The organism is Butyrivibrio sp. X503, from assembly GCF_003625475.1.
GTDB lineage: Bacteria > Bacillota > Clostridia > Lachnospirales > Lachnospiraceae > Butyrivibrio.
Map to the genome: position 1 here is coordinate 470,416 of NZ_RAIQ01000002.1, position 18,609 is coordinate 489,024.

At 38.5% G+C, this 18,609-nt stretch carries 16 protein-coding genes; 1 reads left to right on the forward strand and 15 read right to left on the reverse strand.

Annotated features, from left to right (window positions below; genetic code table 11):
- Positions 1–57 precede the first annotated feature (57 nt).
- Positions 58–1,803, reverse strand: coding sequence for a hypothetical protein (locus D6853_RS05000; protein WP_120656925.1), 1,746 nt, complete (start codon positions 1,801–1,803; stop codon positions 58–60).
- 711 nt (positions 1,804–2,514) lie between these two features.
- Here D6853_RS05000 and D6853_RS05005 point away from each other — a divergent pair.
- A complete protein-coding gene (locus D6853_RS05005; RefSeq protein WP_120656926.1) occupies positions 2,515–3,687 on the forward strand; it encodes a CFI-box-CTERM domain-containing protein in 1,173 nt (390 codons plus the stop codon).
- A 297-nt stretch (positions 3,688–3,984) separates the two neighbouring features.
- On the opposite strand, the gene D6853_RS05010 is transcribed toward D6853_RS05005, so the two are convergent.
- From D6853_RS05010 to D6853_RS05075, 14 genes are all read right to left on the reverse strand, one after another.
- Positions 3,985–5,007 (reverse strand): lysozyme inhibitor LprI family protein, encoded by a 1,023-nt coding sequence (locus D6853_RS05010; protein WP_120656927.1) that lies wholly within the window; start codon positions 5,005–5,007, stop codon positions 3,985–3,987.
- A gap of 50 nt (positions 5,008–5,057) precedes the next feature.
- The gene (locus D6853_RS05015; protein ID WP_147367702.1) at positions 5,058–5,411 is read right to left on the reverse strand and encodes a hypothetical protein; all 354 of its coding nucleotides are present in this window, start codon (positions 5,409–5,411) and stop codon (positions 5,058–5,060) included.
- Between the two features lie 230 nt (positions 5,412–5,641).
- The gene (locus tag D6853_RS05020; protein ID WP_120656929.1) at positions 5,642–6,421 is read right to left on the reverse strand and encodes a carbon-nitrogen hydrolase family protein; all 780 of its coding nucleotides are present in this window, start codon (positions 6,419–6,421) and stop codon (positions 5,642–5,644) included.
- 17 nt (positions 6,422–6,438) lie between these two features.
- Positions 6,439–7,776 (reverse strand): ATP-binding protein, encoded by a 1,338-nt coding sequence (locus D6853_RS05025; protein ID WP_120656930.1) that lies wholly within the window; start codon positions 7,774–7,776, stop codon positions 6,439–6,441.
- 374 nt (positions 7,777–8,150) lie between these two features.
- Positions 8,151–9,842, reverse strand: coding sequence for a hypothetical protein (locus D6853_RS05030; RefSeq protein ID WP_147367703.1), 1,692 nt, complete (start codon positions 9,840–9,842; stop codon positions 8,151–8,153).
- Between the two features lie 411 nt (positions 9,843–10,253).
- Complete coding sequence (locus tag D6853_RS05035) at positions 10,254–10,436, reverse strand: hypothetical protein (protein ID WP_120656932.1); 183 nt, start codon at positions 10,434–10,436, stop codon at positions 10,254–10,256.
- Between the two features lie 51 nt (positions 10,437–10,487).
- Positions 10,488–10,721, reverse strand: a complete 234-nt coding sequence (locus D6853_RS05040) for a purine biosynthesis protein PurH (RefSeq protein WP_120656933.1) — start codon at positions 10,719–10,721, stop codon at positions 10,488–10,490.
- A gap of 9 nt (positions 10,722–10,730) precedes the next feature.
- Entirely contained in the window at positions 10,731–11,546 is an 816-nt protein-coding gene (locus D6853_RS05045; RefSeq protein ID WP_120656934.1) for a helix-turn-helix domain-containing protein, read from the reverse strand.
- Positions 11,547–11,762: 216 nt separating this feature from the next.
- The gene (locus tag D6853_RS05050; RefSeq protein ID WP_120656935.1) at positions 11,763–13,268 is read right to left on the reverse strand and encodes a methyl-accepting chemotaxis protein; all 1,506 of its coding nucleotides are present in this window, start codon (positions 13,266–13,268) and stop codon (positions 11,763–11,765) included.
- A gap of 69 nt (positions 13,269–13,337) precedes the next feature.
- A complete protein-coding gene (locus D6853_RS05055) occupies positions 13,338–14,519 on the reverse strand; it encodes a MerR family transcriptional regulator (protein ID WP_120656936.1) in 1,182 nt (393 codons plus the stop codon).
- Between the two features lie 148 nt (positions 14,520–14,667).
- A complete protein-coding gene (locus D6853_RS05060) occupies positions 14,668–15,336 on the reverse strand; it encodes a flavodoxin family protein (RefSeq protein WP_120656937.1) in 669 nt (222 codons plus the stop codon).
- 95 nt (positions 15,337–15,431) lie between these two features.
- Positions 15,432–15,905: a PH domain-containing protein gene (locus tag D6853_RS05065; RefSeq protein ID WP_120656938.1), complete on the reverse strand. Its 474-nt coding sequence runs from the start codon at positions 15,903–15,905 to the stop codon at positions 15,432–15,434.
- 106 nt (positions 15,906–16,011) lie between these two features.
- A complete protein-coding gene (locus D6853_RS05070; protein WP_147367704.1) occupies positions 16,012–17,838 on the reverse strand; it encodes a zinc ribbon domain-containing protein in 1,827 nt (608 codons plus the stop codon).
- Positions 17,839–17,904: 66 nt separating this feature from the next.
- Entirely contained in the window at positions 17,905–18,609 is a 705-nt protein-coding gene (locus D6853_RS05075) for a hypothetical protein (RefSeq protein WP_120656940.1), read from the reverse strand.

An 18,609-nucleotide genomic window follows, 5' to 3' on the forward strand; every position in this document is an offset into this window, starting at 1 on the left:
CTATCACTAGGCCAGAAAAGAGAACCTCATGGTTTAACCACGAGGTTCTCTTCAATTTTACTCAACATTGTGCCACTTAATAACAAAGATATCGTAAGAATCATCATGTTCTGCTAGACAAACAAGTTGGACTCCTGAACTTAGTGTATGGTCTTCATTCCAAAAACTACCCGCAGACGACCAATACGTATCATCGCGTATCTCAAAACTATTTTCGTATAAAGGCGCTAGTTGTTCATAAAACTTTTCATAAACTTGAATTGCTTTTTCACGATCCTGAATATCTAAGTCAATACTAACAGACATACGTTTCCATTCAGCGTACGCTTCAAATCCTGGCTGCGGCTCCCCCGATCCTCTTGAAACATTAATTCTTTTTATAAGATCAAGTCCCGGATTGCAATTGAAAGCAGTTCCAAAAACAGGAATAAACCTATAATATACTGCATCATAACTATTATCACTTTCTTCCATTGACATTGGCCTAACTTTGAATACCTTCTCATAGTCACTATCTGACTGACTTGAATTTAGTTTGTTGTTCAAATAGATATTACACTCTTCAACAATCTCATCTGCGCTGAGACCTTCAAGAGAATATAAAAAAGTAATACTATTATTTATTCTCAGCTGCGTATCGTCTTCATCGTCAAACTCACAAATATACCCCAGCTTGCCACTGTATTCAGGATAATACTTAATAATGTTATTCGTCACATCTTTAAAGAAAAACTCATTTAAATCTTTTCCTTTCTCAAATGCAACAAAATCTTCTCTAACTTCCACGCCATTAGATGTTATACCAGAAAATGAAGGTTCATCATGAAACCACTTTCCTATACAAGACGGATCTCTCAAACTTAAATCATCCCAAAACAGACCATATCTTGGATAACTGTTAGGACTCATTTCCGCTCCACGCCTACATCCAACGAAAAAACATGAATTATCCATCCCTTCATTTCTGATCATCTCCTCCACTCGTTCAATCTCTTTAGGACATGTGAGTGTAGCCAAATAACCGCCCTTATCGTGGCACTTTTCTTGAGCGTCCAACCAAGTACAGTCATCTATAACAATCTCATACTTATGATTGGCAGAGATATAATCACCTGTTTCCAAATAATGAAATACTTCATCGATGATCAATGGAGAATCCGGAACCTTCGCACTCGAATTATCATATACATCAGAAACCTTAGTTAAGTAATCCTCTTCACTAGTCTCAATATCATCTATAGAATAATAATCAGTATGATATCTATTCAGTTCTTCATCATATACTAAATTTTTTATATCATCTGACCAATATTCTCCACTAAGAATTTTTTCCCATTTTCCTTCTACTATCTTATATATGTAATCAAAATAGTATCCCTGATGGCCACCACAATTATTCAGCAAATTTTGCTTTTCAATATAGCTAAATCCAATCCTATTAGTCTGAAGTGTATCTGTCATGCCATCATGAAAAGTTAATATGATATTTCCACCTGCCTCAGCTCCGCTATTAAGAACCAATTCAGGAATATTATCATCATCTACATAAATGAATTCATAAGTATAATAATATTCTGGCAATAACTTTTCATTCAAATATGTCAGATATGCTTCTCGCCACAATTTTGAATCATCCTTCTCAACAGTAGTCTCAGTAGAAGCCTCAGATATATTATTTGTCGCATTTGATTGTATTACATCATTTTCAGTTGGAATCTCATCTTTTCCATTAGTATTTTTGCTCCCGCAACTTGTCAATACTAGACAACATAGCATGAACAAAGAAATAATCTGTTTATTCATCTATTATTCCTCCTAATAGAATCATCGCAAATTCCACGCCATCTATTAGATTACAGCTTTCTTCAGTTCAAATGCTCTTTTTCTATACATTAATGGCCAAAATAACGCTGCGTCTTTTTACCATAAATTGCATTCTCTTTCCATACGTTTTCATTACAAATCGAACAAGGCACGTTAAATATTCAATGATATACCAATATCTCCCCATAGCTTAGTTAATAAATAGTACACTATAGTTCTTCACCAATCTTTAAATTCCATTGCTTTCTAATTTTTCTTTTCAAGAACAGTCCAATGTCCAATTTTTCCCCTGTTAAATCAATAAAATCACTCATGTTGCCAGCCACTTCTTTCTACCAATACAAATTAATTATACTACGTAGATAGCTTCTTTCTCATAACATTTTTATCGTTCTACATTTTTCATTTTATTTGCTAGGTTATTTTTCTCTAAATGCATTTATATTTTATGTAAATTTAATATATAACAGATGATTTTACCTTTAAAATTATATTTGAACACATTAATTTTTCTACATATTTTTACTATATTTTTGTGAAATACAGCTATAAAAAGAACTATCTAACGAAAAAATGCCCTAATTGTACTATAAAATATAAATATACTTATGAACGAAAGAGACAATGAATTATGATCCTAAGTACCAATTAAAATAACATTGTTGATGATTTGAAAAAAAGGAGGGAAATATGGCTTTAGTAGCGGCAATTTGCTCACAATGCGGAGCTCAAATTAAGGTTGATGATTCTCAAGATGCAGGAATATGCGAACACTGTGGTACTGCTTTCGTCACCGAAAAAGTCATCAAAAACTATCACACTCATATTATCAATAATAATAGTTTTGCAGGTGCAACTATTAATGTTACTAACGGAAGCATTGATAATCTAATTCAGCTTTCTCAAAATGCTATTAGTGTTGGAAACTATAAAGAATGTTTGAAATATTGCGATAAAGCGCTTGAAATAGACGCGAAGAATTCAGATGCTTGGTTCTTAAAAATGCAAGGAGAGGAGTTTAGACTTAGAAATGCCGAAAAAACAATAGAAAATTCAAAAGCAATAGAAGGTATTTTGAATGCTGCGAGAAATGCAATAGAATTTGAAAGCGAAACAAATAAAGAAACAAGAATTAGTTCTGTGCATCTCAAATTGCTTGAGATAGTGAAAATGCAGTTACTTTCAACACAATTATCACTCTCAAGAGACAATATAGAAACTATTAGTCAATTGGCACGTATAAATAAGCAAGCTGCTCTAAATACTGATCAGATATTCATATTAGGTATAACTTTAAGATTTGTAAACATCATTGACCTGCTAAATGACTTTAATCAAGACGAAGTTTCTAAAAGCAAAGAAATGCAAAATCTACTTAAAGAGTGTATTGATTGTCTTGTAGATGCTAGAGAAGAGTATGTCAAAAGACTACTTATTTACGGTGTTCAACCTGATGCTAATGCAGTTAGTGCACAAAAGAGTTCAGAATATGATAGACTTGTTGCACTATTACCAGATGAAGAAAAAGAAAATGTAAAGAAATGGACTATTGAATTCAAATCGATTTCTAATAATACATCAACGACAGGCTCTGGCGCTTGTTATGTCGCCACTGCAATATATGGTTCTTATGATTGCCCCGAAGTATGGACTCTAAGAAGATTTCGTGATTATACTCTTGCTAAGAATTGGTATGGACGAGCTTTTATTAAAATATACTATTTAATTAGTCCCACATTTGTGAAATGGCTTGGAAATACGGAATGGTTCAAGAAAATGAGTAGAGAAAAGCTAAACAGATTAATCAAACATCTACAGGATAATGGATATGCATCAACACCTTATGAAGATAAGGAGTGTTAGTTATTCATGCCATCGCATTTTATCCCCAAAAATTAGCTATATTAAGTCATGCTCAGTATTACACCCTTTTCAATTAGGTGCTTACATTAAACAATAAAAACAAGAGAATATGCTCAAACTTGTCATAAGCTCCAGTGCATAGTAAATCAAACACTATTCTAAAGAGATTTTCTAAAAAAATAAGACTATAATCAAACTTCAGATTATAGTCTTTATTTCATTTACATACTTGGTCTTATTCTTTTTTTCGCAAAACCTACTACCCCCCCGTTTCGTGGGGCCACCGGGCTCGCCGGCTCACATCGCCTTCGGGAAGCTTATCTCGGTTCCGGCCGGAAGATCCTTATTATCGGATTCTGTTATCGATAAAACAGCTCCATCCCAACCATAAATGATCTTGCCCGCAACAGTCGTGCCTCCTTCATTCTTTTCTCCATCAGTTCCAAATTCAAAAACAAAACCGGTCTCAAATGATATCGTGTTCTCATTGATCAGCGGATCATATGCAAGCAACTCAATTTTATTCTTATCTCTAGGCGCATAAGTTATGCTGATCGAGCCATTTTCCATGCCTGAAGAAATATCCAGTGCTGCATCTTCACTTACATATGAATTATCCTTGAAAAATCTTTCCGGAAGTTCAAATCTTTCGCCTCTGATCTCGGCAAGTTTTTTTGCCAGCACAATACAGCGGTTCTTATTGAATCTTGCCTGGATCTGAGAATTGATCATAGACGCCCATGATCCGTCATCCCACTGAAAAGCTTCAAAGCATCTATCAAAATCATCTATCCATTTATTCTGTTCAATTTCTATACTATCTTTTTTGTCCGGATCCGCTTCTTCTGAAATCCGGTCAAGAAGCCCGTTCATCTCGTACTCCCATGTATATAGCTCGGCGAAGCTTAAGGCATTCATATCCTGCTGGCCCAAATCCTCATTGTGATAACTCGTATAAGAATGCGCCACATTCTCTATTTCTTTTATTTCCTCTACTAAAGAGGAACTATTACTAACCGCCGCATCAACCTTTGATTTAACAACGTCTTCCTCATACTGGGATCGATCGAACTTCTCTTTTGAAAAATCGTCTTTTCCATATTTGGATTCCCACTTTTCTTCCCACTCATCAATTGGGAAAAGACCTGTCTCCTCCGAAACAACAGAATCTGCTTCCGCAGAGCTTACTTCTAAAGAAGTAGCTTCCGTAGCCCCCGAATCAACCGCAGGAGCCTCAGTCGAAACATCGCTAGGGGCATTTCCGCAACCTGACATTGCCAAAAAAGCGCATATCAATATAGGTAAAAATCTTCTCGTCATTTTCCTCTTTCCTTCCTGAATAAGCTTAATTTATCCCCTTTTATCTCATCCTACCAAACATTTATTGTCTGATTTAATACATCTTTTCCATCCATACCGGAAGTAAGTGTGATCTTGCATGGAACAACACTATTTCCTCTATACTCAGGCGTGCAATTAAATGATTTCGCTTTGCCTTGTTCAACAAGATCCGCCAGTACATTGTCATAGCTTTCTTTTACTCTATTTACTCCGACAGGAACATATAAAATATTTGATTCATCTTCTGCGCCGCCAAACATAGGTGACATAAGATACATTATCTCTAAATTGCCTTTTCTGACTTCTTCTTTTGCTTTATCCATTGAATCAATATCTGCAAAAGAAATATTGTTCTTTTTCTTGAATATATCAAATAAGCGCATACTTTTCTTTACTTTGAAAATCAAGAGTCCGAAGCGTCCTGTCCTTTGATTCTTCCTCAGAATCATCGATCTTCCATAGCATATATTTGGCAGACTCCGGTCGGCTTGTTATATTTCAGTACAGCTGCTCCCAGTCACCAAATACAGCCTTTTTCATGATAAGATTACTTGTCTCTATCACGGCCTCTGAATAATCCGTAACAATTTCCATTTTCTCAACTCCATAAACTTCAGGTCGAAGATCCTGACAATTGATCCGAATAGCGCTTACGCCCAATTTCGCCAAAGTTTAATTCCTGTTTTTCAAAATCGTATATGAGCATTCCCTCACTATTCTTATCCAGTTCTTTACATACTCCCCCTGATGCATTGATAAAGCAGGTAGGCGCTGTCTGATAGGGATGAATCGCATTTACAGACAATATGGGTGTGATATTTTCTACAGCTCTTGTAATCAGATGTCCTCGAATCATCTGGTACCGAGTCTCATCCTCTTTATCATCCGCATCATAAAACAGTACAATATCCAAATCGGTATTTTCCCGATACAGTTCTCTAAAATACTCGGGGAACCGTACTTCAAAGCAAATTCTTACACCAATCTTTATCCCGTCTATTTCATATATTCCATTTTCATCGCCGGGTGCAAAATTATCCTCATCCCACCCATAGAGTGCCCGTTTGTCGTACCAGCGTTTGGCTTTGTTAGGTGAAACCAAGTATGCTCTGTTATAGTATTTTGAATCAACGTAGTTGATTGTTCCTACTATAATGTGAATATCCAGTTCGTCTGCCAGTTTCTGTAACTCCTGTATAGCTTCCGAAACCACATTGACATTGATTCTGTCTGAACCGGCAATATCACGAGGCGGATACCCTGTCAAAGCACATTCGGGAAATATGATCAAATCCACCTTATTCTCTGATGCGCTCACTATAGCTTTTTTTATTATTTCAAGATTATGAACAATATCACCACATACGGCAAATTGATAAGCCGCCAACCTCATAACTCTTTCTCATCCTTTCATAGGTCTTCAATTAAAAATGGCAACATGTATAATGGATATAATTTCAGCATTTCACTATTGCCTATATCTTTTTGTGATAACAATATTTCCTTCGAAACATGCTTAGAATACTTTTTCTGAAATTCTATAATTGATTCATGCTTACCGATTCCGGATGACTTAACTTCAATCGAAACTATCTTTGTTTTCGAAGCAAGCAAAAAGTCAACCTCATAGTAGTGAGAACTGTTTTCTTTCTCCCATGTGTGATAATAAAGGTCTATATCCGATCCGGCAATTATCTGAGCAACTGCATTTTCGTATAAATATCCCAAATCTGCAGGAAGTGAATCGCTCAACAATTTCGTATAAATATTTTCATCCATCTTTCCTGATGATCTGAAAATCATGGTAGTAAATAACCCTGTATCAGCCAAATAAAGTTTGAATGTATCATCATCTCTCGTTTGAGATAACGCAATGCTCGGATTAAGGACATTATGGCATGATAATACCGTCTTTGAATCCAGCAAATCATGTAAACGCTCTAAATCTTTATCGATCTTTTTTTTGCCTGTAGCTGCCGAAATAACATAGCTTCTTTTATCCGTTGCCAACTGCGTCGGAACAGAATCATACATTCTTCCAATCAGTCCAGTATCATCGATCTTGAAGAAATCGTCTTTGTACAAATCTATGATTTCTCTCTTTACTTCATCGATTTCTGTAAAATTCCTGCCTTCCACATAAGCTTCTACAGCCTGAGGCATTCCACCTACCGCCATATAAATTCTGAAATCCCGCATCAGCTTTCTGTTTAAGGAATTTCCAACCGACTTCCCAAGCTTATATAAATCCCGCAATACGCCATAGGTATCATTTCCGATGGCCCACATAAATTCTTCATAGTCCATCGGATATATCTGTATTTTCATCTCCTCAGATGGAAGCACTATATCCTTGACATTCTTTTTTATACTGATCAGAGAACCGGTCTCAATATAGTCATATCTTCCGTCCGCAACCAGGTACTTTATAGCCTGGCGCACTTTAGGCATAAGCTGGATCTCGTCAAATATAATAACGGATTCTCTTTTATACAACGTTATCCCAGTTGCAGTTTGCAGTCTAAGAAAAAAAATATCCAAATTTGCTATGTCATCGAACACATCAAGAACATCCTGCGTTATGTTAGCAAAATCCACTTTTATATATGACCTATACTCTTGCTTTGCAAATTCTTCGGCAATTGTCGTTTTTCCAACACGCCTGGCACCCTCTAAAAGAACAGAATACTTTGGTGCCTTTTTTTCTTTCCAATATTTTAGCTTTTCTAAAGCTTTTCTCTTAAACATACTATCTCCTCAAAACAACATGGTTCCATTTCTTCAAACTTATAAATGGATTATAGTACCATTTCTTCAATATTTCAAGGGAGCTATTCCGTTTCTTCAAGATTTATTTCTACTTTTAGTACCGTTTCTTCCAAATTACTGACAAAAAGCACCCTGCATAACGCAGAGTGCTCTCATCTCATCGGGTAGTTCACCTTAAAAGGTGTAAACAAGGTGTAAATCAGATACTTCCTTGCACAGAAATGGCTTATTTCCGCCATTCTTTGCATAGGCATTAAATATTGCCGTGGCAGATGAAAAGTATGCGGGTGGTCCCGGAGGACGGGGTTTGTGGTCCTTTTTTTAAATTCATATTTTAATTGCTCCATTTCGAATTAGTAATAGTACGCCACTTCAGCGTCATAAATTTCTTGCTTAAGTCCGGCCCTTTCTCTGCCTTCTTGTAGTTTTTCTTCTGCCTCTTCATCGCTTAAAACGTTGTAGCCCTTGTCCGCAAATATCCTTTCAGCTTCTGCAAACAGCTCTTCATTTTCATCATTTCGATCAATATAGCCATCGTCTGTGCTTATCACCATGTCATGGAGATAAGTAGGCGAAGATTCATCCTCTGAAAAACTTGTAAAACTAAAAGACAACGAATCCACATTGTTGGAAACAAGTACTGAATCGGGGTAATCGCTGCAAAGTGCGCCGTCATGGATAGCATCAATGCCGTAATACTCGTAGAAATGGCACACACCGTCAGCGTCTATGAAATAGTCATTACCATAATGCAATGTTCCATTGGCATTTACCATGTAGCCAAGAACACCATTTTCTTTAAAATATATTGCTTTACGCTCCATTTCGTCCCCAACATAACAAATATATATTTTGTCATTAATTGCTTTCAAAACAATATAAGTCTTGCAGTTATTCGGGACATTCATCTCAACCAAGAACTCATAATTGCCATCCATTCCGCAATCCATGTAACGTCCGATTGTTTTATCTCCATAAGGAACGCTTACACTTTCAGCACACTTACTTTTGATCTCTTTGATGCTACATTTTTTTCCTTCAGAAAATGCAGTACTAAACCATTTATCATTGGTAGTATCAATGCAAGAACTCATGATAATTGCATCTGTCTCATTTTCCAGAAATGCCTTATACATATTTTTCGTTTGAGGATCAATATCCGAATAATCCAATACAGAGTCATCAACAGTGATAGAACCCCCATCAGATAATTCTTCATTCAGATCTGATGTCGATTTTATTTTGAAATCATCAAGCGTATGATCTTTATACTCAGAAATACCATCATAAGAAGCTCTCAGATTATCCGGTGTGATATTGGAAAATCGGAAAATACTTTTAAACTTTTCTTCTCTGAAAGCCCCATTAAGTTCTATGTTAAAACTATTCAAAGAAATGAGCTTTCCCTCTTTATCATAATAAGAGGTCGAGTCATCATAATATACAACAAAGCCAATCAGATTTGTTGAAAAAGAATTCTCTTTTACCGAAACCGAATAATAGTTGATCCTTCCGCAACCTGCTCCATATCCCTGAAAATCTTTAAAAAGATATCTTGTCTCGCCCTGATAATCCACAAATCCCGCCAGATAATCCTCACTAATGTCCGGCTCGGATTCATCAATACCAAATCCCGAGGTGTCCATCTTTTCAATTTTATCTATACCACTGAATTCATAAAAAACATTTGTAGAATAATGACCGGTTCCGGCAACTCCGGACATAAGTATCTCCAAATTACCATCCTCGTCTATGTCCGTTACCGCATATGAATAACCACCTGTAAATTCTATACCCTCAGCGCCATTATCATATTGACCGTCAACTATTTCCCACTGCTCCCTTGTATTGTAAAAGGTCATAAGCTGATCATCCACTGTAATTTCATGATCAGAAGAAGCAACGCTAGAAGCTTGCACGTCGCTTTTCTCGGAAACACTTTCTGAATTGCCTGAGCAACCACACAGAATAGCTGCTATACATAATGGAATTATAGTCCTAATAACCTTAGGGAACGAGATTTGTGGTACATTTTTTGAAGTCATATTATGAATAGCTCCTTGTTGCTCTTAGTCAGAGTGATTATAACACAGATTGTGTGATAACTACGAATAGACGGGGATATCATGGGCAGCAAAATCAGGAAAAAAAGTCGTCTCGGAATACAATTCAAAGTTTTTCTGCCACTATTTTCTTTTCTTTAAAAGTAGCAGTCGATTTTTGCCTAGGTATTCTGCCACTTTCTACACTTTTTCCAAAGTGGCAGTTTGTCTAATCTAAAATAAACTGCCTATATTTTCATTTTTGAAATAGTAGCAGAACATTACGTCAATAATTCACTGCCACTTTTTTGTATTCTACGATAGTAGCAGAATCCACTCACAAAAAAGCACTGCCACTATTTTATTTCCAGCAATAGTAGCAGTACTTACGACTAATCTATCAAATGGTTCGCTTCATAGAATTGGCCACTCTGAGCCAACATCCAATCCATTCTCCAAAAGCCAATCATCTTCTGCTGATACAATCTTTTCATTGCCGGCATCATCAACAAGAGTTACCGATACCTTTGGCTTCTGCCCCGGCTGCAATTCTTCACAGCCATAATCCCCATCAAAAATCTGCTTTATCTTCCACATTTCTATTAAAAAATCATCCCTTCAGAATAATCTTATCTCCATCAACAATTGTTACCTCTTATATCCGCAGTCAGCCTTCACCGGTCCATCCACTCCGGATTCGTAATGTGCTCTGAGCTCCATATTGATATCACGGATTTCTTTAAGGCCATCTATGTATGGCTGATACATTTCTATCAGCCCGGCGCTGCAGCCATCGCAGCTTCCATCGATATTGCCGATTGATTCCGCCACTATACGTTCTCTTTCTTCTCTTGTAGTATCTTTGATCAAAATAGATTTCATATTCACCTCTCACAGCAATCTCTTGTATATATCCAACATGCTCTCCATCTGGTACTTCAGAAGCCACGCAGCGTTGTTATATTCCGTCGTATCTTTTATGGTTTTCAGCAAAACGGGATAATACTCTTCTGTTTCTTTTATCATACGGTAGATTCTATCACGGCTCAGCCCCCAGGACATTGTTGTGAGATTATTGCATCTGTCCATGCACTTTATGAGCGCAGCCTTGGGATTCTTTGAAATAGCCTTATAGTATGCACTTCTGATTTTTTGTCGATTCTCATCATTTGTCTTTTCACAAGTCAAAAGATTTACTAAGTCTTTCGTTTCTTCATCAACAGGAAGCTCATCTAATTTTGCGGAACAATCCTCAACAACATCGTGAAGAAGGCAAGCGGCTATGATCGCATCATCCACAATCCCCATCGACAAAGCATGACAAGCGAGATTCAGCGGATGATAGATATACGGAATCGAAGAATGTTTTCTGTTTTGACCTTCATGCGCCTTTATGGCATAATCGACAGCCTTGAGTGTAGCGGGGAGTTTAAAGTTTCTGGCTGTGGTTTTAACAAAGGTTTTCATGTGCTCCCAGTCATAAATTGCCTCTTTTGTCTTGAATGTATTGCTTTTCTCTTCGGCGATTGCAGAAACAGAAACGTCGAAGAATTCCGCCAGCTTGATCAGCTTATCGGTATCCGGCTTGTACTCATCTCTTTCCCAAGAAGATACGGCCTGAAAAGTTATTCCCAAAGCTTCCGCAACCTGATCCTGCGTCATTTTTCTTTCTTCCCTAAGACGCTTGATATTTGTTCCAATACTCATCTTATTCCTCCTAGAATTGCTTCGTTGAGAGATCTCTTCTTTACAGCTTTATACTATTGCCGAATCCACTATAATTCTAGCAAGTACAGATTTATGTTTCAATAATATATTCAAGTTGAACTTGAACTCGAATACCAATGCAACAAAAAAGAGTAAAAAAAGCCTCTATCCCATATAGAGATAGAGGCAAAAAACATATTTGAAATTATTGCGACGTTACTCGTTCAATCCCTGTGAAATCCGGTTGATGGTTTCCGCCATCGCGCTCAATTCTTCGATATTGGCATTGATCTCCTCCATCGCAGCACCCTGCGAAGCGATGTTATCATTTATACCGACAGTCTTGTCCACCATTGTCTTGATAGTTTCCGACATATGGCTCAGCGTTTCGGCAATCTCCTTACTTGTATTTGTGGAAGTAACTGCAAGTCTTCCGACTTCTTCCGCTACCACAGCAAATCCCTTGCCGGCTTCTCCGGCCCTGGCTGCCTCAATCGATGCATTAAGTGAAAGAAGATTGGTCTGGGAGGCTATGTCTTGAATGATATCGATTATCTTAAGGGAACCCTCAACCGATTCATTTATCACGTCGGTTGACTTTACGATCTCAGCCTGTTTGTCGGCAACTCCGGTCATGTCTTTTGTCGCAGTGTCAACGGTTTTTGACATTTCGGAAAGAGCCTGCGTGAGGTTATTTACGCTGGTTCTCATCTGGCTCTCAATCTCTTTATTCTTCTTGGAATCCGTTATATCCAGAATTGATCCGGCAACAACTATAGGCGTACCGTCACTCTCCCTCACAGTCGTACCAACGGCCTTAAACCATCTGTAAACGCCATCTTTACGCCTCAATCTGTATTCAATGTCAAAAGGTGTATTGCCGGAATAGTCATTGACATGCTTGCCAAAAGCGTCTAACGCCGCCTGTTTATCTTCCGGATGAAGGCTGTCACTCCAAGAATTAAGCACATTCGGGAAATCATTCTCGTCACGGTATCCAAGAAGATGCCTAAATTGCTGGCTCCACCAGAAAGGATTATCCGGATTGGAAGGATCTCTGCCGATAACGTTCATGCTCCAGCTACCCTCTGACAGAGTATTGTCGATGGCGTCGTGGCGCTGAGTCTCAATCTCCAGCTTTCTCGCCTGTTCCATCTGATCCGTTATATCAATGAATATTCCTATGAATATTTCAGGAACTCCGTTTTCATCCCTTGAAAGATTACCGGCAGCACGGTACCACCTGTACTCACCCGACTTTGTCTGTAAACGGTAATTGACATCGTACTTCTTAGTGTTAGTCTTATCTTTCAAAGTTGCAGTAAACTCAGCAAGAACCATATCCGCATCATCAGGATGCAATTTGCTCGTCCATGCCTCCAATGTGTTCGGAAAATCCGATGTATCATTATAGCCTATCATCCTGCGAAATTCATCGCTCCAATAGACCTTATTGACCTCTCCGGTCGCGGGATTGAAATACATTTCCCACATACCTGAATGTATTATTTCATTAACCATACCAAGCTTTTCGGTCTCGCCATTGGCGTATTCCATTATTTTGGAAACTTTATCATTTATCTGTCGTATTGCAGCCTTATCCGTCTCCGAAACAACTCCCTGATCACTTATCAGGCTTCCGCCCTTAAGTACATCCTCTACGCTTCCTCTGCCTATTGCTTCAAGTAGAATATCATTGTTTTTTTCCTTCTTGAATAACATAGCGAGCCTCCTTTGTATGATTTTTCATGAAATTATACACTGTATAACAACACCTCGCTTTTTATTTTATCACATCTTATAGCAATGCCAAAACTGACTTTTTGCTTCAAAAACATACTCGCCGTCTTTTTCAATCTTTTCTTTAAAATAATCCAGGAGCTTATCTTCGTACCTCACTATGTTTTTTTCGTACTCCTTATAGTAGTCCTTCATCTTAGCCACTATTTCTTTTGCCTCGGTATAATGCCAATAATTGGGCAAAAGAACCGACTCCACCCTTGCAAAGTATTTCTGCATCATAGCTATATACTCATTTCTCTTAAGGGTCTGCTTGTCTACCGTCTCATCTATGAAAGACGCATCTTCGCCGACAGCTTCGATCACTTCTTTAAAGACATTATTCCAGTTTGCAACGTTTGCTCCGTTAAAAGAGAATACGCCATCTTCAGCTACAACGCGGCTTGCATGAGCAACAATAGCTTCAATGTTCTTAATCTCAATGTCAAGGTAGTGAGCCACAACAAGGTCATATTCTCCCGTAGAATCAATTTTCTGCCAAGTCTTCTCATCCTCAAGATCGGCAAATTCAAGTTCAATGCTTACGCCTTCCGGAAGTGTATCCTTGTTATCGGCAATGTATTTTTCAAAATCATCGGCCCAACTTCCGTGAATGTCATAACCGGAAATCTTTGTTCCCTTAGGAATATCGGTCCAGTTGTTTCTCCAAAGCTTTGCGTATCCGCAGCCAAGATCAAGCACTCTATTATCTTCTTTAATATCAAGTGTTTGAAAGATTCTCACATACCAGTCAAGCTCTCCGCTTGTGTGCTTAAGCGCATCCCAGTGACGCTCATCGGCACTTTGGTCGGCACTAACATACTGAACGATACCAGCAACATCGTCCCAATCAAGTTCATCTCCCCTAGCCAGTGTTCTCTTTATTGCATCAGTAGTTTTCTCAATACGGTACTTCTTTTCCTCCATCTTTTGAAGTTGAATCTCCAACGCATCTTTGATGTCGCCGGCTTCGCCGCTTTTAAGATTGTCTCTTATCTCCTCAAGCGAAAAACCTATCTGCTTAAGCGCAACGATTTTTTCCAGGATCTGCAGCGCAGCTTCATCATACAAGCGATAGTTGCCCTCAGAATAATCGGTCGGCTTAAGCAACCCCTTTTCATCGTAAAGACGTATCGCTTTCTGTGATACTCCCGCCTTCTTTGCCATTTCTCCTGATGTCATTTTCTTTTCCATTTTCGGAACCTCCTTTTCGTTTATAAATCCACCTTAAGGGGTTCCCTAAGGGAAGAGTCAATGGGGTTTTGGGGTAAAAATCATTTCCCCATACAATAAATAATTATCGCCTGATACTTCTTCGCCTCTATTTTCCTCCGCGATTCCCCTAACAAATCCCCATAGCTTCCCACTTCTTCACAACTCCGCTGTACTTCTTACCTTTCTTTTGGACAAAAGACCTGATTCCGAAATTAAAGATGATGAAATGAAAAAGACTCTGCAACAGATGCACACTCTTTTTCTCCATACCGTAAAAAAGCTTTCTCGCAGCCTTCTTGCCATTGGCATTAACCATTTCTTCAACGCCCGAAGCATCATTAAACGGAGCCTTTATAAGAACGCTGTCGCTGAGCCTTCCGCCCGAATACAGCACAAGATTATTCAAAACCTTCAGCGTGTCTTTATTTCCGTAATTCTCACCTGTTGCGACCGTGACACAGTACTTCCCGTAAAGAAGCTGCTCAATAACAAAATGTCCGCGATCTATGAAATCCTTCATGATTCCGGACACGTTGCTCGCATATGTGGGCGAACCGAGCACAAGCCCGTCAGCCTCCGCGATCTTTTTGGACAACTCTTCCGCGTCGTCATCTATATGGCATTGCCCTGTCGTATAACAAGAACAGCAGCCGATGCAATGCGACATATTTATATTTCCAAGCTCAACAAACTCAACATCTACGCCAAAACCAACCAGTTCCTTCTCGATAACATGAAGCGTCTTTGCCGTGACACCGATGTTTCTAGGGCTCCCGTTGATTACCAATACTTTCATACTTTATCTCCCACCTTTGCGATTATTATTAAGATAATTATAATACTGAAAAAAGGAAACGGAGCAATGCACTCCGTTTCCAAATCACGTTTTATTTATTCAAAATCCTGGGCATCATGAATATCGCTCATATCATGCATGTCGTGAAGGTCATGAATATCATCTCCCTCATAGCCGATATTCTGCATGCTCACTGTTCTTCTGCGAAGTCTCGCATTCTCGGATGCATGAAGAAGATAATCCTTGATCTCGCGTCCGTGCTTGATATTCTTCATCGTGATAGTCTTATCCGTTACGTCCGAAGTGAAGCAGATAATTGTTGAAAGACCGAAGATACGCTGAAAGAGCGATCTTGTTATCTCAACATCAGAGATCTTGTACATATAACAATCATTTTCTTTTACGGTAAAAAAGCCTTTGATTATCGTAAGATCATTGTCTCTAAGTTCATATTTGGTAAAAGTCCAAGGAAGGCCAAAGAAAAGAAGTCTCTGTCTTTCCCTGTAACGAATTTCCCCTTTTGCATTTATGGATTCCTGGTACTGCTCTTTATTTACAATCTTGCTCATAGTCTCTCCTTTCATACCTATGTAAAACAATATACAGCTATATCATTACATTCGCAATATGAACAGCTCCCTTTGTCCGGCAAAGACCACTTTTAGGCAAAACGCTTTACATCACCTTCTTAAATTCGCCGTCCATAAACAGATAAACCTCGGTCCTGTCTTCCGGAAGATAATATAGCTTACCGTAGATATTCGTCAGGACATTTGCATCCTTAGATACGACCTGATTGCTGCCCTCCGTAGTATTAACGCGCCACAGTTTACCGCCTTTTAAGTAATAAAGCCAGTTATCCTCAACGTTCCACATGATCCCGTCATCGAGCGGATCCACGTAGCTTGGAAGACCGGATGCGACAAGTGTAGCTTTGTCTTTTTCCAGGTAATAAATGTCACCGTCAGAGATCAGCCAGATCTTCTTAAGGTCATAGCTGCTGACAAAACCGTCAACCTCAAAATCATCGTAGACAATCGACTCTACGGAAGCTTTATCGTCAAAATCAAATCGATAGAATTTACCCTCGCTTGCGTAAAATACGCTTCTCTTCTCACCATCCGATTTCATGATTATATTCGATACGTCAGAATAAGTGCGAGGAAGCTTGGTAATACCGGAGTTATCACTGTTCATCGCAAATATAGTCTTATCCTTCGTGATAAAAAGAATGTCTGTAAGCGAAGGGGCATCACAGTATGTGGTGTTCGCAACCTGTCCGTATGGCTGAGTAAGACAGTCTGTGATAATACCCGAAAGCTTAGAATCGGATAATTTCTGATAGCTGTCATTGGTATAGAACTTATAATGATAAGTTCCGTCTTTTCCGGTTGCCACAATCTCCTTGCAATCGGAACTTATAAAAGTATCCGTGATCTCAGCCCCATCAAATAAAGGGAAGCACAGCGCGCTGTCAAAGCCACTGAAACACGAATTGGTTCTATTAATATAAAACATTTGCTTGTCATCCGATACACAAACAGGATCGGCAAGTACGATATCGATCATCTCTTCCTTCACATCTTTTCCGCCGATAAAAAGCTGAAAACCTTCAAGAGTATATCTCGAATATGCAACATACTTTCCGCTCGGAGAAATAACCGGTGAACTGCGAACAACGTTTTCCGCGATAAGTTCTGAACTTCCGTTATCGGTGTCAATAACATACAATGAGCCGACTTCTTCATCCCCCTTGGTTCCCGTGGGAATCAAATAAAACATACTGCTTCCTTTAGGGGAAATATCGGCGCATACGGCATTCGGAGCAAATTCAATATCAGCAGCCTCTTTATTTATATATCTGAATCCGTCGTTAACCAGAACCATTCCTCCGGAGAGATCGGTCGTCTGTGCGATAGCCATCGGTTCTCCCAGATACTCGGTATTGACCTGTCCGCTTGAACTCACAAACGCTCCCTGTACAGGAACAACCCATTCGCCATTAAAATAATCATAGGGTCCCGTGTAATCTTCAGCAGTGTATTCAACAGAACCGCCATTATCATCCGACTCTTCAGACGAATCCGTTTCTTCAACCGAAGAGTACGTATCACTTTCCTCTTCTTTTTGGTTATATTCATTACCAAATGTGGATTTATAAGTCCTGATCACAGCCGACACAACCCCGCCGACTACAAAAAGCGCAACAAGCCCAATAAGAAACGCCACCAAAACTTTGTTTTCCTTCTTTGGCGGAGCCACATAGATATTTCGAGGCATTTCGTAATTCATTTGAGGCGGAATATAGGTACTCGGAGCTGCATTCCTATTTGGAATAAACTGCGTGTTCTGCTGCGCATTTGCATTCTCCTGCGCAGAATTATTTGACTGAGAATTTTCTTCCTGCTCAGAAAAAGAAGCATCGTGTTCAACCGGTGCTCCGCAGTTCATGCAAAATTTCTGATTCTTATTTACTATCTGCCCACAGATCTTACAATACAATTTTTCATCCCCACTTTCTAAAAAGCTTAGGTCTTACAGTCACGTTAATAATACTATAAATTATTATCACATATAATTTTGTTTTACGGCACCTTCAAACAAGATTCTGTTTTCCTCAGTGTAGCCAACCTTGACATTCGGATTTTTCATTGCGATCACTCCAATAATCTGATCGGCATATTTCCTGTTGGCATCATTATTATGCGCTCTGAAAATTACCTTTTTTCCAATTTCTTTTCCATAAATCGCAACACCGATATTGTCCTTTATCTTAGCACTCTCAAATCCGATTATATCTCCATATTCCCACTCAACATCGGTATACTTGACCATAAATGTATCAACATCTTCCTTGCTTACTGCGCCGCTATACATTTTATGAAGTTTAATGATGTAGTTTTCGGTCAGATACAAATTGTAAGGGAACTTATATGTATTCATCCTATCAAGTTCCTCTTCAATAATTGCATAATCAAAATCCGAAAAATTTTTTAAATTGCCTATGTATTTGATAAACTCAATAAAAAATCTTATGAAAGCGCAAAATGCCGCTATACATATGATTATCACAAAATTACTGGAAGAAACAATATCGATCAAAACCTGATTATGAGTAACTATAGAATATGCTATAAGTCCCAGAAGAATAGCACCTATCAAAAACGATCCTATGATCTCTAAATACAAAACCGAAAGATTCTTTTTAACTATCTTTGAAGATATTCTGCCCCATGCTCTAAAAAAAGATACTTGATTCCCCGCTGTTTTCAT

Bases quoted from the DNA above. Each gene is read 5' to 3' on its own strand.
- D6853_RS05000 (WP_120656925.1), bottom strand. From the start codon at position 1,803: ATGAATAAACAGATTATTTCTTTGTTCATGCTATGTTGTCTAGTATTG.
- D6853_RS05005 (WP_120656926.1), top strand. From the start codon at position 2,515: ATGGCTTTAGTAGCGGCAATTTGCTCACAATGCGGAGCTCAAATTAAG.
- D6853_RS05010 (WP_120656927.1), bottom strand. From the start codon at position 5,007: ATGACGAGAAGATTTTTACCTATATTGATATGCGCTTTTTTGGCAATG.
- D6853_RS05015 (WP_147367702.1), bottom strand. From the start codon at position 5,411: ATGCGCTTATTTGATATATTCAAGAAAAAGAACAATATTTCTTTTGCA.
- D6853_RS05020 (WP_120656929.1), bottom strand. From the start codon at position 6,421: ATGAGGTTGGCGGCTTATCAATTTGCCGTATGTGGTGATATTGTTCAT.
- D6853_RS05025 (WP_120656930.1), bottom strand. From the start codon at position 7,776: ATGTTTAAGAGAAAAGCTTTAGAAAAGCTAAAATATTGGAAAGAAAAA.
- D6853_RS05030 (WP_147367703.1), bottom strand. From the start codon at position 9,842: ATGACTTCAAAAAATGTACCACAAATCTCGTTCCCTAAGGTTATTAGG.
- D6853_RS05035 (WP_120656932.1), bottom strand. From the start codon at position 10,436: ATGTGGAAGATAAAGCAGATTTTTGATGGGGATTATGGCTGTGAAGAA.
- D6853_RS05040 (WP_120656933.1), bottom strand. From the start codon at position 10,721: ATGAAATCTATTTTGATCAAAGATACTACAAGAGAAGAAAGAGAACGT.
- D6853_RS05045 (WP_120656934.1), bottom strand. From the start codon at position 11,546: ATGAGTATTGGAACAAATATCAAGCGTCTTAGGGAAGAAAGAAAAATG.
- D6853_RS05050 (WP_120656935.1), bottom strand. From the start codon at position 13,268: ATGTTATTCAAGAAGGAAAAAAACAATGATATTCTACTTGAAGCAATA.
- D6853_RS05055 (WP_120656936.1), bottom strand. From the start codon at position 14,519: ATGGAAAAGAAAATGACATCAGGAGAAATGGCAAAGAAGGCGGGAGTA.
- D6853_RS05060 (WP_120656937.1), bottom strand. From the start codon at position 15,336: ATGAAAGTATTGGTAATCAACGGGAGCCCTAGAAACATCGGTGTCACG.
- D6853_RS05065 (WP_120656938.1), bottom strand. From the start codon at position 15,905: ATGAGCAAGATTGTAAATAAAGAGCAGTACCAGGAATCCATAAATGCA.
- D6853_RS05075 (WP_120656940.1), bottom strand. From the start codon at position 18,609: ATGAAAACAGCGGGGAATCAAGTATCTTTTTTTAGAGCATGGGGCAGA.